The sequence below is a fragment of the Plantibacter sp. T3 genome (assembly GCF_902506515.1).
In the GTDB taxonomy this organism is placed as follows: Bacteria; Actinomycetota; Actinomycetes; order Actinomycetales; family Microbacteriaceae; genus Plantibacter; species Plantibacter auratus.
The window spans coordinates 1,893,504-1,908,649 of the sequence record NZ_LR733286.1 but is presented as its reverse complement, the minus strand read 5'-3'; the positions used below and the strand labels follow the sequence as shown (position 1 = coordinate 1,908,649).

The window sequence follows — 15,146 nt, the reverse complement described above, 5'->3', positions numbered from 1 at the left end:
AACGGGTCGTGCTCGATCAGACGGACTCGCGCCTGCGGGTGCGCAGCACGTCCGCCGCGAGGAGCGAGGTCGCGACCACGGCCAGGCACACGTACACCCACGGCAGCACGCCGAGACCGATCTCGGCGAGGAGCAACGCGCCGAGCGCCGAGCCGCCACCGATTCCCGTGTTGAACGCGGTCGTGTAGAACGCGTTCGCGGTGTCGCGGATGCGCGGGCTCGCCGCGTGCAGGAGGCGCGTCTGCATGAGCGGCGGCAGCATGCCGAAGGCCGTCCCCCAGAGGAAGAACGCGACGAGTGCGCCGGGAAGCCAGCCTGCCGAGAGGGCGAGGACGCTCACCATGGCGGCAGACACGGTCAGGGCGACGAACAGGCCCGTGGTCGCACGCCTCGCGAAGACGCTGCCGGTGAGGATGAGGCCGATCGCGCCCGCGACGCCGTAGACGAGGAGGAGGATGCTGAGCTGGCCGGCCGGGACGCCGACCTCGCCGATGAGGAACGGTGCGATGTAGGTGTAGAACGCGTAATGGCCCGCCATGATGACGCCGACCGCGATGCAGACGATCGCGACCGGGACGATGCTCGGATCACGGCCCGTGGCACCCGAGGCGGCCGCGTGCGACTCCTCCCGACCGACGGGCGGCAGCTTCCACCACACGACGACGGCGCCGAGGAGCATGGCCGCTGCGAGGACGCCGAACGCGAGGCGCCAGCCGAGCGCGTGCCCGAGCGCAGTGCTGAGCGGGACGCCGAGGACGAAGGCGAGCGTGCCTCCGGCGATCGTCACGGACACGGCTCGGGCGAGCTGCTCCTTCGGGACCAGGTGACCGGCGTACGCGCCGACGACCGCCCAGAAGACACCATGGGCGAGCCCGCCGAGCACCCGGGTGGCGACGAGGAGTTCGTAGTTCGGGGCGAGCGCGCCGAGACCGGTGCTCACGCCGAGGACGACGATGACGGTGACGAGCAGCGCGTGTCGCGGGATCCGCCTGGTGAGGTGGATGAGCGCGGTGCTCGACAGCACCACCGTGAAGGCGAACACGCTCACGAGGAGCCCGATCTGCGACTCGGTGACGCCGAGCGAGGTGCTCATCTCCGGGAGGAGGCCGGTCGGGATCATCTCGCCGGTGACGGAGAGGAAGGTGCCCGCCGCGAGCGCGATCAGGCCGACCCAGGGGAACGGCGGTGACGACGGCTTGGAGGGTTCGGCGGCGCGCGCCGAGGAGGGCGAAGAGGAGGTCATCGGATTGCTCCAACGATGGCGTTCACTCGTCGGCTGACGTGGCGGACGAGTTCGTCTACGCGCTGATGTGCGCGCCCAGGGTCAACCGACATCCGGCGACCGCGGACGAGTCTACCCGAGGGCGGGAATGCGGAGGGCTCGATCCGACGTTGCAGCTGACGTGAAGGTGACAGAGAGGCCGCTCATGCGCATTGCAGAACTCGCTGAACGAACGGGTGTCCCGGCCACCCGGCTCCGCTCCTACGAGGAGGAGGGACTCCTGGCGCCCGTGCGCGCGTCGCAGGCGCCCGACGAGTACGAACCGTCCGCCATCGACCACGTCGTCACGGTCGACAACCTGTTCGACGCGGGGCTCACGACCCGCCTCGTGCGCGTGGTCCTCGATCTCGACGACGCACGCACCTCGCGCGCCGTGCCCGACTGCTCCCGCGCGACGGCCGAGTCGCTCCACGCGCAGATCGCCTCGATCGACGCCCGCATCGACTGCCTGCGGCAGAGCCGCGAGACGGTGCGGTCGTACCTGCGTCAGTCCTCCCACGCCGACCTCGTCGACGAGCGGTCCGTCCCTGCGGCTTGAGCGGTCGGGTCCCGGTAACCTGAGTCGGTGACGAACTCGACCGATCCCTCCGCTGTGCCCTCGACCACGCACGAGCGCTCCGTCCACTGGGTGCTCTCGATCATCTGCGAGGACCGGCCCGGCATCGTGCACGCCATCAGCGGTGCGATCGTCGAAGCCGCCGGCAACATCACCGAGAGCCAGCAGTTCTCGAGCGATGACACCGGACGGTTCTTCATGCGGCTCCAGGTCGAGGCGGCGGTCTCGCGCGAGCGGTTCGAGGCGGCCATCGCACCCGTCGTCGAGCGATACGCCCTCCAGTGGCGGCTCGACGTCGTCGGTCGTCCGCTCCGGACGCTCGTCCTGGCCTCGACGGCGGCGCACTGCGTCAACGACCTCCTCTTCCGCCAGCGGGCCGGCCAGCTCCCGGTCGAGATCCCCCTCGTGCTCAGCAACCACGGTTCGCTCCGCGATCTCGCCTCCTTCTACGGCGTGCCCTTCGAGGCGCTGCCCGTGACGGACGCCGCATCGAAGGCGGCGTTCGAGGCCAGGGTCGTCGAGGCCGTCGAGGAACACGACATCGAGCTCGTCGTCCTCGCCAGGTACATGCAGATCCTCTCCCCCGAGCTCTGCGAGCGCCTCGCCGGTCGCGCCATCAACATCCACCACTCCTTCCTGCCCGGTTTCAAGGGCGCGAACCCGTACAAGCAGGCGCACGCGCGCGGCGTCAAGCTCATCGGTGCGACGGCGCACTTCGTGACGAGCGACCTCGACGAGGGACCGATCATCGAGCAGAACGTCGTCCGCGTGGACCACTCCCGCTCCCCCGCGGAGCTCGTCGCCATCGGTCAGGACGAGGAGAGCCGCACCCTCACCCAGGCGGTGAAGTGGTTCGCCGAGGACCGCGTCCTCCTCGACGGTGCGCGGACGATCATCTTCCGCTGACCCGGAGCGGGCTCGCGGCCACGCGCCGTAGAATCGTGTGGTGTCTGAACGAACTCCCGCCGACGTGAAGATCGGCCCCAACGAGATCCTGCGGTTCTTTCTCGAACTCTTCGCCTTCTTCTCGCTCGGCTTCTGGGGCGTCGCGGTGTGGCCGTTCCCGCTGAACGTGGTCGTCGGGATCGCCGCCCCGGTCGTGGCGATCATCCTCTGGGCGCTGTTCCTCTCGCCGCGCGCCGTGATCCGCATCGACCTCTACGGCCAGGCGGTCGTCGAGCTCCTCATCTTCGCGGCGGCGGCGCTCGCCTGGTTGCACCTCGGGCAGCCGATCATCGCGACCGTCTTCGCCGTGGTGGCCGTCGCCAGTGGTGTCGTCCGCGGACGGAAGCAGCTCGCATGACCGAGCTCCTGATCCACTCCGCCACCAAGGTCGACGTCGACGGACACCAGGATGCCTTCTGGCTGCACGCGGTCGACGGCGTCATCCGCTCCACCGGCACCGGCGACGACTGGCGGTCCATCCCCGTCGGCGACGGCGCATCCGTCCACGACGCACACGGCGGCCACCTCACGCCGGGGTTCATCGACCTCCACGTCCACGGCGGCGGCGGTTCGTCCTTCGACGACGGACGCGACGCCATCGGACGCGCGCTCGCGGTGCACCGGGCACACGGGACCACGAGGACGCTCATCAGTCTCGTGTCGAACCCGGTCGACGCCCTCGTCGCGAGTCTCGAGGGGATCGCCGACCTCGTCGCCGAAGATCCCCTGGTCCTCGGCGCCCACCTCGAAGGTCCGTTCCTCTCACCGGCCAAGAAGGGCGCGCACGACCCCGGGGCGCTCATCGACCCGAGCCCGGCGGTCGTCGAACGCCTCATCGACGCGAGCCGCGGCACGCTGCGGCAGATCACGATCGCCCCTGAGCTGCCGAACGCCCTCGAGGCGATCCAGGTCCTCGTCGAGGCCGGCGTCATCGTCGCCGTGGGTCACACCGACGCCGACGAGGCACTGACGAAGACGGCGTTCGATCTCGGTGCCCGACTCGTCACCCACGTGTTCAACGCGATGAACGGGATCCACCACCGTGCGCCCGGACCGATCATCGCCTCCTTCGCCGACGAGCGGGTCACGGTCGAGCTCATCCTCGACGGCGAACACGTGCACCCCGACGTCGCCAAGCTCGCCTTCGAGCAGGCCCCGGGCCGCGTCGCACTCGTCACCGACGCGATGGCCGCAGCCGGCTCTTCCGACGGCCGTTACCTCCTGGGCGCGCTCGAAGTCCAGGTGACGGACGGTCTGGCGCGGCTCGTGGAAGGCGACTCGATCGCCGGCTCCACGCTGACGCTCGACCGGGCGCTCCGACTCGCCGTCGCGAGCGGTGTGGCGGCGGACGCGGCGGTCGGTGCCCTCACGAGCACCCCGGCCCGTGTCCTCGGCCTCGCCGACCGCTTCGGTCGACTGGCCCCGGGATACGCCGCGGACGCCGTCCTCCTCGACCACCAGTGGAACGTCCAGGCGGTCTGGGCCGACGGATCAGCCCTGCCGCGATGACGATGCAGACCGTCCTCGACGCCCTCCGTGACGCCCTCGGCGACGCGGTCTCGACGACGGACGCCGTCCTGGCGGACGCACGGTCCGATAAATCGGGTCACGTGTCCGACGCCCCACCGATCGCCGTGGTCTCCGCGCGTTCCATCGAAGACGTCCAGACGGTGATGCGCATCGCCACCGCGACCGGGACGCCGGTCGTGACGCGCGGCGCCGGTACCGGACTGGCGGGCGGCGCGCTCGGCGGCGCGGGCGAGATCGTCCTGTCGACGCTCCAGATGCAGCGCGTCCTCGAGATCAACGAACCCGACCTCCTCGCGGTCGTCGAACCGGGCATCATCAACGGTGCCTTCAACGACCTCCTGCTCGCCCGTGGACTCTGGTTCGCGCCCGACCCGGCGAGCCGCGCGATCTCGACCGTGGGTGGGAACATCGCGACCGGTGCCGGCGGCCTGCTGTGCGCCAAGTACGGCGTGACACGCGACGCCGTCCTCGCCCTCAAGGTCGTCCTGGCCGACGGACGGCTCATCAGCGTCGGGCACCGGAGCGTGAAGGGGGTCACCGGCCTCGACCTCACGAGTCTCATGGTCGGCTCCGAGGGCGTCCTCGGCGTCATCGTCGAGGCGACCGTCCGCATCCGGCGCGTGACGCCGGGCACCGTCGCGACCATCGCCGGGTACTTCCCGAGCGTGGTCTCGGCAGCGGAGGCCACCGCCGCCGTCACCGCGTCCGGAGTCCAGCCGTCGATCATGGAACTGCTCGACCCCGTCGCGCTCGTCGCCGTGCACCGCTACCTGCAGCTGCCGACCCCGACCAGCGGCGAGGCGCACGTCGTGATCCAGACCGACGGCCCGAACGCCGAGGCGGAGGCCGCCGCGATCCTCGAGGTGCTCCACGCCGGCGGCGGGCGTGCCGAGATGTCCACCGACCACGCGACGGGTGAGCACCTGTTGGCCGTCCGCCGCGCCCTGCATCCGTCACTCGAGCAGTTCGGCACCCCGCTCATCGAGGACGTGTCGGTCCCCCGCAGTCAGTTGGCGGCGATGTTCACGGCGATCGGTGAGATCGAGCGCCGGTACGGCATCTCCATCCCCACGGTCGCGCACGCGGGCGACGGCAACCTCCACCCGAACTTCGTCTTCGAGGGTGTCGAGGTACCAGACCTGATCTGGCAGGCCGCCGACGACCTCTTCACCACCGCACTGCGGCTCGGCGGTACCCTCACCGGCGAGCACGGCATCGGCCTGCTCAAGAAGCGCTGGCTCGGCGACGAGCTCGGCGAGGATCAGCTCGCGCTCCAGCACGGGATCAAGCGGCTCTTCGATCCCGAGAACCTCCTCAACCCGGGCAAGATGTTCTGAGGCCCTTCGACAGGCTCAGGGACCGGAGGGTGGCTCAGGGACCGGAACAGGCTCCGAAAACGGGACAGGGCCCAGGGTCCGGACGGATCCGGTCCCTGAGCCTGTCGAAGGGTGTTACGCGAGCGATGCCTGTCGGGCGACGACCTGCGCGAGCACCGCGGGAGCCAGCGGGTGCTCGGGAGCGAGGCCGGTGACCTCCTCGACGAAGGTGCCCGGCGCGAGCTCGTGGAGCTTCGCCTGCAGGTGGACACTCTGCTCGTCGTCGGCGACGTCGAACTCGAGCGCGGCACCGATGGCCGAGACGAGGGCGTCGTGGGCCATGCCGCGCTCCGCCAGCTCCGCGGCGGGTCCGATGAACCGCTCGGTCCGGCTCAGCTTGCGCAGCGGCTGCCGACCGACGCGCTCCACGGTGTCGGGCAGGTGCACGTTCGCGAAGCGACGGAGGATCGTCTCGCGGTACTCGCGTTGCGCGTCGACGTCGAGCCCGTGCTTGGCGACGAGCAGCGCGGAGGTCTCCTCCAGCACCGCACCGACGGCTACGGCGATGGACGGCTCGGCGAGTGCTTCGGCGATGGTCCCGATACCGGCGCGCGCACCGAAGTAGGCGACGGAGGCGTGGCCGGTGTTCACGGTGAAGAGCTTCCGCTCGATGTACGGCGCGAGCTCCTCGACGAAGTGGGCACCGGGGATCGACGGCAGCGAGCCGTTGAACGCCGGGGTCTCGATCGCCCACTCGTAGAAGGTCTCGACGGTCACGTCTATGCCCTGCCCGGCGGGCTGGCCCGGGACGATGCGGTCCACGGCCGTGTTCGCGAACACGGCCCGGGTCGACAGCGACGCCCAGGCCTCGTCGCCGACCGCCTGGCGCACCTCGGTGGCGAGAAGGTCGGTGGCGTTGATCGCGTTCTCGCAGGCCATGACGGCGAGCGGAGCGGCGTCGGCAGGACGGGCGGCGATCCCACGCGCGATGACCGGAGCTACGAAGCGCAGGATGGTCGGACCGACGGCGGTGGTCACCACGTCGGCGGCGGCGATCTCCTGGACCAGGGCCTCCTCGTCGGTGGCGCTGTTGATCGCGCGGAACCCGGTGACGACCGTGTCCTTCGCGCCGTCGCCCACCTCGTGCACCGTGTAGCTGTCGGCCGCGGCGATCGCATCGATGAGCTCGGCGTTGACGTCCGCGAAGACGACCTCGTAGCCGCCCTCGTGGAGGAGCAGGCCGACGAAGCCGCGCCCGATGTTGCCGGCGCCGAAATGGACGGCTCGCATCACTCGTTGACCTCGCTCAGGAGCGCGTAGAGCTCCTCAGGCGTCTCGGCTGCGAGCAGTTTGGCGACTTCGTCGTCCTCGGAGAAGATGATGGCGATCTTGGAGAGGATCTCCATGTGCCCGCCGTCCTTGCCGGCGATGCCGACGACGAAGCGGACCTCGTCGCCGTCCCAGTCGATGGGGGTCTCGTATCGGGTGAACGACAGGGCGGAATCGCGGACCGCCTCTTTCGCGTCGTTCGTCCCGTGCGGGATGGCGAGGAGGTTGCCCATGTAGGTCGACACGGACTGCTCGCGGGCGAGCATGGCCTCGAAGTACTCGTCGGTCACGGCGCCGGCCGCTTCGAGGGCGTCGGCAGCGCGGCGGATGGCCTCCTCCTGCGTCACCGTCCCGGTGACGATGGTGATCCGATCCTGGGTCAGTACCTGCGACATGTCTTCCTCTGCATTCGTCGTGCGGGGCTCCGCCGGTGCGGTCCGGAGCCGGGTGAAGGGCGGTGGATGGAGCCCCGGGGCGCACGCCCTTCGCGTGCGCCCCGGGATCGTTCCGTTGCTAGTGTGCTCCCTCTCCGCGGAGCAACTCCACCACTTCGTCGTACTTCGGAGAGTTCATGAAGTTGTCGACCGACATGTGCACGGCACTCGGGGTCTTCTCCTTCGCGCGCTCCGTCAGCTCGCGCTGGGTGATGACGAGGTCGACGTCGTCGGCGAGGTTCGCGATCGCCTTGTTGGTGACGGTGATCTCGTCGATGCCGGCCTTCTTGATCTTGTTGCGGAGCACCGAGGCGCCCATCGCACTCGAACCCATACCGGCATCGCAGGCGAAGACGATGTTCCGGATCGGGCCGCGCTCGAGCGTCGTGACGACGCCCTCGTCGACGACGTCCGCTCCGGCTGCGGCGCTTCCGGCGGAGAGGTTGCCGAGCACGCTCGACTTCTTACCCTTGGCGGCTTCGGTCGCGGCGACGGCGGCCGAGAGGTCACCGGCGTTCTCGTTCTCGAGGTCGCGCTTCCGGCTGGCCCGCAGGATGATCGCGGAGATCCCGAACGAGACGGCTGCGGCGACGATGACCGACAGGATCACGCCGAAGTAGCTGTCGGGTGCGGTCTGGATGAGCACGGCGATGATGCTGCCGGGCGAGGCCGGGGCGCGGAGACCCGTGTTGAACGCGACGTTCGTCGCCACACCGGCCATGCCGCCACCGATCGCGGCCAGGACCAGCATCGGCTTCATGAGCACGTACGGGAAGTAGATCTCGTGGATGCCACCGAAGAACTGGATGATGACGGCGCCGGGAGCCGACGCCTTCGCGAGACCGATGCCGAAGAAGCAGAACGCGAGCAGGATGCCGAGGCCCGGGCCGGGGTTCGCCTCGAGGAGGAACAGGATGGACTTGCCGGTCTCCTCGGACTGCTGGACACCGAGCGGGGTCAGGACACCGTGGTTGATGGCGTTGTTGAGGAAGAGGATCTTGCCCGGCTCGATGAAGATGCTCGCGATCGGCAGGAGCGAGTTGGCGACGAGCCAGTCGACGATGCCCTCGAGGAAGCTGCTGAGCGCGGTGACGATCGGTGCGATACCGAAGAAGCCGCCGATGGCGAGGAGGGCTCCGAGGATACCGGCGGAGAAATTGTTGACCAGCATCTCGAAGCCGGCCTTGATCTTGCCGTCCCAGATCCGGTCCACCTGCTTCATGAGCCACGCGGCGAGCGGGCCCATGATCATCGCACCGATGAACATCGGGATCGCGCTGCCGACGATGACACCCATGGTCGCGATGGACGCGACGACGCCGCCACGCTCACCGTAGATCATGCGGCCACCGGTGTTCGCGATGAGCAGCGGGAGCAGGTACGTGATCATCGGGCCGACGAGGCCGACGTACTGCGGGAAGGTCGTGCCGTCGTCGGCCTGCGCGAGCGCCGTCGCGGCACCCTGCCAGCCGATGAGGTCGGCGTTGCCGAAGCCGCCGAGGATCCCGTTCGGGAACCAGCCGGTCGCGATGAAGAACGCGGTGATGAGGCCCCAGGCGATGAAGGCCGCGATGTTCGGCATGACCATGCCGGAGAGGAAGGTGCCGAATCGCTGAACGCCGACTCGTGCACCTCCCGGCTTCTTGGGAGTAGACGTCGTTGTCATGATGAGGTTGCCTCTTTCATTTCGGGAGTCGTTGCAGCGGTGGCCGCTGCCCTGGCTTCGGCCGCACCGTCGGCGGCCAGTGCTGCTGCCGCGATGCGCCGTGCATCGTCGAGCGTGTACTGCTGGAGGGAGTGACGGACGTCGGCGAGCGCCGACGGTGACATGGACAGGGTGGTGGCGCCGAGTCCGACGAGGACGACGGCGAGGAGCGGGTCGGCGGCTGCTTCGCCGCAGATGCCGACCGGCTTGCCGTGGTGCTGGCCGGCTTCGCCGACGAGCTGCACGAGGCGGAGGACCGCCGGGTGCCACGGGTCCTGGAACGCTCCCACGGAACCGAGCAGGCGGTCCGCGGCGAGCGTGTACTGCGTGAGGTCGTTGGTCCCGATCGACGCGAATCCGGCGTGGGCGAGGACGCGGTCGGCGAGGAGGGCGCTCGACGGCACCTCCACCATGACGCCGGGCGTCTTCAGTCCGTACTCGGCGGCGATCGCCATGAAGTACTTCGTCTCCTCGACGGTCGACACCATCGGGGCCATGACCCAGAGGTCGGCGTCCGTCGCCGCGTCGGCCTGGGCGAGCGCCGTGAGCTGCTCGCGCAGGATGTCCTCGCTCGCCCGCAGCGCACGGAGGCCGCGGAGTCCGAGCGCCGGGTTGTCCTCGTGCGCGTCGTTCAGGAACGCCAACGGCTTGTCGGCACCGGCGTCGAGGACGCGCACGACGACCTTCTGGCCGGGGAAGGCGTTCAGGAGCTTCTCGTAGTGCGCCCGCTGCTGCTCGACCGTCGGTGCGAGCGCCTGGTCGAGGAAGAGGAACTCGGTGCGGAAGAGGCCGACGCCCTCGGCGCCGAGCTCCGCGGCGGCGTCGGCGTGCTCGGCCGAGCCCAGGTTCGCGAGCAGCGGCACGGGGGTGCCGTCGGCCAGTGCACCGGGGACGACCGGTGCGTTCACGAGCGCGAGTCGATCGGCGATGCGCTGCTCCGTGGCAGCGACGAGCTCGGGGGTCGGATCGACCGTGACCTCACCGGCTGCCGCGTCGACGACGAGCGTCGTGCCGTCGGTCAGTTCGGCTGCTCCGACGACGCCGACGATCGCGACGATCGACTTCTCGCGGGCGAGGATCGCCGTGTGCGAGGTCGGGCCGCCGTCGCTCGTGACGAGGCCCAGGACCAGGTCGAGGTCGAGCAGTGCGGTGTCGGCCGGCGCGAGGTCGCGGGCGACGAGGATGAACGGGTGGCCGGGCGAGGGGACGCCGGGGGCCGGCACGCCCATGAGGTCGGCGATGACCCGCTGCGACACGTCGTCGAGGTCGGCGGCGCGCTCCCCGAGGTAGCCGCCCATCGCAGCGAGCTGGTCGCGGAACGAGGCGAAGGCCGCGTGGACGGCCCACTCGGCGGTCTTGCCGTCCGCGAGCCGCGTGGCGATCTCCTCGGCGAGGGTCGGGTCCTCCGCCATCATCGCCTGGGCCTCGAGGACGTCACGAGCGGCACCACCGGCGGCGGCGCCTCGGGCCTCGAGCTCGCGGGCGACCGCGGCGAGGGAGGTGTTCGCGCGCTCGGTCTCGGTCGCGAGGTCGAGGGTGCTGGCGATGTCGGCGGGCGCGGGGAGCGGGTCGGCCATGCGGGCCACCGGGCCGACGGCGACGCCCTGGCCGATACCGATGCCCTGGAACGCGGTCATCGGACTACTGCTCGTCATGGTCGGTCACCAGGAGCTCGGAGAGCGTGTCGAGGGTGCCCTCGGCTGCGGCGCCCTCGCCGTCGACGGACAGGGTCACGTAGTCGCCGTGCTCGACGGCGAGCGCGATCACGCCGAGGATGCTCGCCGCGTTGACGGGCTTGCCGCTGCCCTTCGCGATCGTCACCGGGACCCCGGCGTCCTTCGCAGCCTGCGTGAACAGCTTCGCGGGCCTGGCATGCAGGCCGTGCGACGAGCCGATGCGGACGGTTCGAGTTGCCATGGGGTTACCTCCTGGTTGGTGATTGGATCGAGAGGACGAGTTCGAGGGCTCGCGCGCCACCCTCGACGCCGAAGACGTCGCCGGGCAGGACGGTGACCGCGGTGCCGGTGGGCTCGGCCGCTGCACGCAACGCGGCCTCGTGGTCGGCGAGGTGGGCGCCGACGAGCAGGACGTCGACACCGTCGAGGGCGATCGTGCCGCCGAGGACCTGTGATTCGGCACCGGCTGCGACGGAGACGTCGATCGATCGATCGGCTGCTGCGCGACGCAGGCGTTGGGCCATGAACGTGCTCGACGCACCCGCGCCGCAAATCACCAGGATCTTCATCGAACCTTCTCCAGAACCGCCGATTGCCTACCAACCCATCATTCCGTCGCGCCCCTCGCGGCTCCACCAGAAGCTCTTCCGCCGGGGCGGAAAGGTCGTCGAACGCGCGGAAGCAGCCGGGAAGGTGGTTGACTCGGTGGAGCGGTTCGCCCGGATCGCGCGACGGCCGACCGACGGAGAGGGCATCGTGGCACGCGAGAAACACGACCGCATGCTCGGCTACCTCGTGGGACGGGACGGTTGGACGACGGCCACGGAGGTCGCGGAGGTGCTCGGCGTCACACCGCGCAGCGTCCGCAGCTACGTCACGGCGGTCAACACGCGCACCGCTCCGCACGATGTCGTCGAGTCCGGGCCGAACGGGTATCGGCTGAACGCCGACGGCTATGCGGTCTACCGGCGACGAGCCGCATCGGCGTTCGAATCGGAGACCCCGCGGGATCGGCTGTATGGGCTCGTCCGGCTGCTCATCAGTGCCCCCTCGGGAATCGACGTGCACGAGACGGCACAGCGGCTCCACGTCAGCGAGTCGACCGTCGAGGGCGACCTGGGCCGGGTCCGCGCCATGCTCGCCGACACCGCCCTCACGCTCGACCGTTCCGGATCGACGGTCACGATGGCGGGCGGTGAGACCGAGCGGAGACGTCTCCTCAGCCGGATGTTCCGCGACGAGACCGATCGCGGCATCGTCGAACTCGAGGCGCTCCAACGCGCGTTCGCGCCGAACGAGTTCAGCCCGTTCAAAGGCGAGCTGCTCGAGGCGTTGACCGCGCGCGGGTACTACGTGAACGAGTACGGCATCGCGAACGTCCTGCTCCACATCGCGATCGCCATCGACCGGGTCACGAAGGACCGTCCGGCGGAACCCGCAGACCATGCTCCGCGCACCCCGGAGGTCGAGGCGGTCGCTGAGGATCTGGCGCGGCTCGTCGACGCCCACTTCCACGTCACGCTCGGCGAGGGCGACCTCGTGTACCTCAGCTACCTGCTCGTGACGCGGGTGGTCACGCCGGGCAGTGGGGCTCCCGCCGAAGTCCTCGTCGACGACTACGTCAACCAGGACGACCTCGCCGCCGTCCGTCAGGCCGTCGACCGTGCCGGCCGCGAGTACCTCGTCGACCTCTCCGACGAGGACTTCATCGTCCGGCTCACCCTCCACGTCCAGAACCTCATCCGTCGTGCGCAGGACCAGTCCTACTCCCGCAATCCGCTGACCCGCTCGATCAAGACCTCGTACCCGATGATCTACGAGCTCGCGGTCTTCATCGCCAGCCAACTGCAGCGGCACGGCTCGATCATCATCAACGACGACGAGATCGCCTACATCGCGATGCACGTCGGCGCCCAGCTCGAGCAGAAGGCCCGCAAGGAGGCCCTCCTCGGCTCCACGATCGTCTCCGCCGGCTACTACGACATGCACGAGGTACTGCGCCGACGCGTCGAATCGCAGCTGGGCGACGTCCTCGACGTCCGATCCGTCATCACCCGCACCGATGTCGACTGGGCCGCCATCGACACCGACCTCGTGCTCACGACGATCGAGCCACCGGCCCCTGCCGACGGCATCGTCGTCATCCAACCGTTCCTCACCGCAGCCGACGTGGAGCGCGTCCGCACCGCGGTCAGCCGCGTCCGTCGATCGTCCCGCTTGTCGGAGATCACCGACGAACTGCTGCAGTACTTCCACCCGGACCTGTTCCTCCGGAACGCGCATGCCGAGGACGAGGAGGGCATGATCCGCTTGCTCGGCGAGCGCATGATCGCGCGGGGGATCATCGACGAGAGCTACCTCACCGCGGCGATCGAGCGGGAGCGCATGTCGTCGACGGCGTTCACCGACACCTTGGCCGTGCCGCACGCCATGGCCATGACCGCGCACTCGACGGCCATCGCGATCGCCGTGAACGAGACGCCGATGGAGTGGGGCGGAGCGCGCGTGAGCGTCGTCGCACTCGTGGCGTTCAGCGAATCGGGTCGTGCCGCGTTCCAGACGGTGTTCGACCAGTTCGTCGAGGTGTTCTCCGAGCGCTCGAGCGTCGCCCGGATCATCCGCCGTTCCGAGGACTTCGCCGGCTTCATCGACGAGCTCGTGCACGTCATCGACGGCTGAGCACCCGTCGCGCGGTCCCGGTCACCGAGCTTGTCGAGGTGCTCAGACGTGCTCGGTGACCACCACCGCGGTCGTACCCGGCTCGAGTGCCTCGAAGACGTGCGGCACGTCCCCGGCGTGGGCGAGGTAGTCCCCCGGTCCGAGTTCGACCTCCTCGCCGACGGGTCCGACGGACGCGCGACCGGTGCTGAGGATCCAGTGCTCGACGACGCCCGGCATGTGCGGCTCCGAACGCCTCGGCTCCCCCGGTTCGACGACGATGCGGTAGATGTCGCGTCGGGCGTTCGGCGGGCACGCGGACAGCACCGTCGCGACGTAATCCGCCCCGGACGCGGCGAGGGTCGGCCCCTCACCGGCACGGATCACCTGGACCGGTCGCCGCACCGGCTCGACCAGGCGGGCGAACGGGACGTCGAGGGTGACGCTGAGCGCCCAGAGGGTCTCGAGACTCGGGTTCCCGAGCCCCGCCTCCAGCTGCGACAAGGTCGACTTCGCGATCCCGGCCCGACGGGCCACCTCGGCGAGTGACAGGCCGGTGCGCTGCCGCTCGCGGGTCAGCGCCGCCGCGACCGCGGCGTGCGGTGCTCCGTCGTCGGATGGTTCGACCTGCGTCATGCGTTCGCTCCAGAGTGTTACGCGTTCGATTTGACGAACGCTTGATCGACGTTCAATATAGTGTACGTGCGTTCGATATGGAGTCACCTCGGTCGGCCGACCACGCGGGCCATCGCGCTGGTCTGCATCGCCGACGGGCTGGTCGGCATCTCCTACGGAGCCGTCGCCGTGCACTCAGGAATCCAGCCCTGGGTCGTGCTGGCGCTCGCCCTGCTCGTCCTCGCCGGCGCATCGGAGATCCTGTTCGTCGGGATCGTCGCGGCCGGCGGGAGTCCGCTCACCGCCGCCCTGGCAGGGTTGCTCGTGAACGCCCGTCACCTGCCGTTCGGCCTCGCGATCCACGAGGTCGTCGGTACGGGCTGGCGTCGCGTGCTCGGGACGCACCTCCTCAACGACGAGTCCGTCGTCTTCGCGCTCGACCAGGACACCCTTGAGCGGAAGCGCGCCGCGTTCTGGGCGTGTGGCCTCGGCATCCTCCTCTGCTGGCCGGCGGGTGCAGCACTCGGAGCGTTCGCCGGCACCGTGATCGAGGACACGGACGCTTTCGGACTCGACGTGATGTTCCCCGCCGTCCTGCTCGCCCTCATCTTCCCCGCCCTCCGCGAGCGCCGGACGCGCCGAGCCGCGCTCGTCGGCGCGGTCGTCGCCGTCGCCGCGACGCCGTTCCTCCCGGCGGGGATCCCCGTCCTGTTGTCACTCGTCGGTCTTCTGTTCGGCTTCGGCCGGAAGCAGCCGAAGCCGGAGGTCACCGCGTGAACCAGTCGATGCTCGTGCTGGTCGGGATCGTGATCCTCGCGGTGGGCACCTACACGTTCCGCCTGGCCGGGCCACTCCTGCGGACCCGAACCGAGGTCTCGGAACGGGTCGAGACGCTGCTCGCGGACGCCGCCATCGTCCTGCTCATGGCGGTGCTCACGACCACGGCCCTGACCCAGGACCAGCAGTTCGCGGGATTCGCGCGACTCTCGGGCGTCCTGGTGGCCGGCGTCCTCGCCTGGAGGAACGCACCGTTCGTCGTCATCGTCCTCGTGGCAGCCCTCACCACGGCGCTCCTCCGCCTGGCGGGCGTCGCCTGAGCC

At 69.8% G+C, this 15,146-nt stretch carries 16 protein-coding genes; 8 read left to right on the top strand and 8 right to left on the bottom strand.

The annotated features are described in order from the left end of the window. Positions 1-16: 16 nt before the first annotated feature. Positions 17-1,243 carry an MFS transporter gene (locus tag GV015_RS09180; protein ID WP_159878021.1) on the bottom strand — a complete coding sequence of 409 codons (1,227 nt, stop codon included), beginning with the start codon at positions 1,241-1,243 and terminating at the stop codon, positions 17-19. Between the two features lie 184 nt (positions 1,244-1,427). Between GV015_RS09180 and GV015_RS09175 the strand changes: the two genes are divergently transcribed. Genes GV015_RS09175 through GV015_RS09155 form a run of 5 tightly spaced genes read left to right on the top strand, consistent with a single transcriptional unit; the run spans position 1,428 to position 5,650 of the window. Beyond that, the gene (locus GV015_RS09175; RefSeq protein ID WP_159878020.1) at positions 1,428-1,820 is read left to right on the top strand and encodes a MerR family transcriptional regulator; all 393 of its coding nucleotides are present in this window, start codon (positions 1,428-1,430) and stop codon (positions 1,818-1,820) included. Between the two features lie 27 nt (positions 1,821-1,847). Then, positions 1,848-2,744, top strand: coding sequence for a formyltetrahydrofolate deformylase (purU, locus tag GV015_RS09170; protein ID WP_371413636.1), 897 nt, complete (start codon positions 1,848-1,850; stop codon positions 2,742-2,744). Between the two features lie 40 nt (positions 2,745-2,784). Next, a complete protein-coding gene (locus GV015_RS09165; RefSeq protein WP_234993927.1) occupies positions 2,785-3,141 on the top strand; it encodes a YrdB family protein in 357 nt (118 codons plus the stop codon). Continuing rightward, positions 3,138-4,292, top strand: a complete 1,155-nt coding sequence (nagA, locus tag GV015_RS09160) for an N-acetylglucosamine-6-phosphate deacetylase (RefSeq protein ID WP_159878019.1) — start codon at positions 3,138-3,140, stop codon at positions 4,290-4,292. The genes GV015_RS09165 and nagA overlap by 4 nt, the downstream gene beginning before the upstream one ends. 2 nt (positions 4,293-4,294) lie before the next feature. Beyond that, a complete protein-coding gene (locus GV015_RS09155; protein WP_159880215.1) occupies positions 4,295-5,650 on the top strand; it encodes an FAD-binding oxidoreductase in 1,356 nt (451 codons plus the stop codon). Positions 5,651-5,764: 114 nt separating this feature from the next. Here the strand turns inward: GV015_RS09155 and GV015_RS09150 are convergent, their stop codons facing one another. The 6 genes from GV015_RS09150 to GV015_RS09125 all read right to left on the bottom strand — a co-directional run bounded on the left by GV015_RS09150 (position 5,765) and on the right by GV015_RS09125 (position 11,342). After that, entirely contained in the window at positions 5,765-6,919 is a 1,155-nt protein-coding gene (locus GV015_RS09150) for a mannitol-1-phosphate 5-dehydrogenase (protein ID WP_079705308.1), read from the bottom strand. After that, positions 6,919-7,353 carry a PTS sugar transporter subunit IIA gene (locus GV015_RS09145; RefSeq protein ID WP_064296632.1) on the bottom strand — a complete coding sequence of 145 codons (435 nt, stop codon included), beginning with the start codon at positions 7,351-7,353 and terminating at the stop codon, positions 6,919-6,921. The genes GV015_RS09150 and GV015_RS09145 overlap by 1 nt, the downstream gene beginning before the upstream one ends. A gap of 118 nt (positions 7,354-7,471) precedes the next feature. After that, complete coding sequence (locus GV015_RS09140; RefSeq protein ID WP_085510292.1) at positions 7,472-9,058, bottom strand: PTS mannitol transporter subunit IICB; 1,587 nt, start codon at positions 9,056-9,058, stop codon at positions 7,472-7,474. Then, entirely contained in the window at positions 9,055-10,734 is a 1,680-nt protein-coding gene (ptsP, locus tag GV015_RS09135; RefSeq protein WP_159878017.1) for a phosphoenolpyruvate--protein phosphotransferase, read from the bottom strand. The genes GV015_RS09140 and ptsP overlap by 4 nt, the downstream gene beginning before the upstream one ends. Before the next feature lie 4 nt (positions 10,735-10,738). Further along, positions 10,739-11,014, bottom strand: coding sequence for an HPr family phosphocarrier protein (locus tag GV015_RS09130; RefSeq protein ID WP_064296634.1), 276 nt, complete (start codon positions 11,012-11,014; stop codon positions 10,739-10,741). A gap of 4 nt (positions 11,015-11,018) precedes the next feature. Then, positions 11,019-11,342 carry a PTS sugar transporter subunit IIB gene (locus GV015_RS09125; protein WP_159878015.1) on the bottom strand — a complete coding sequence of 108 codons (324 nt, stop codon included), beginning with the start codon at positions 11,340-11,342 and terminating at the stop codon, positions 11,019-11,021. A 124-nt stretch (positions 11,343-11,466) separates the two neighbouring features. Between GV015_RS09125 and GV015_RS09120 the strand changes: the two genes are divergently transcribed. Next, entirely contained in the window at positions 11,467-13,452 is a 1,986-nt protein-coding gene (locus GV015_RS09120) for a PRD domain-containing protein (RefSeq protein ID WP_371416551.1), read from the top strand. A 42-nt stretch (positions 13,453-13,494) separates the two neighbouring features. On the opposite strand, the gene GV015_RS09115 is transcribed toward GV015_RS09120, so the two are convergent. Next, a complete protein-coding gene (locus GV015_RS09115) occupies positions 13,495-14,067 on the bottom strand; it encodes a helix-turn-helix domain-containing protein (protein ID WP_086474425.1) in 573 nt (190 codons plus the stop codon). A 66-nt stretch (positions 14,068-14,133) separates the two neighbouring features. On the opposite strand from GV015_RS09115, the gene GV015_RS09110 reads away from it, so the two are divergent. Beyond that, positions 14,134-14,823, top strand: coding sequence for an AzlC family ABC transporter permease (locus tag GV015_RS09110; protein ID WP_159878013.1), 690 nt, complete (start codon positions 14,134-14,136; stop codon positions 14,821-14,823). Next, on the top strand, positions 14,820-15,143 hold the full coding sequence (locus tag GV015_RS09105; RefSeq protein WP_124768854.1) for an AzlD domain-containing protein: 324 nt from the start codon (positions 14,820-14,822) through the stop codon (positions 15,141-15,143). Before GV015_RS09110 ends, GV015_RS09105 begins: the two co-directional genes overlap by 4 nt. Positions 15,144-15,146 lie beyond the last annotated feature (3 nt).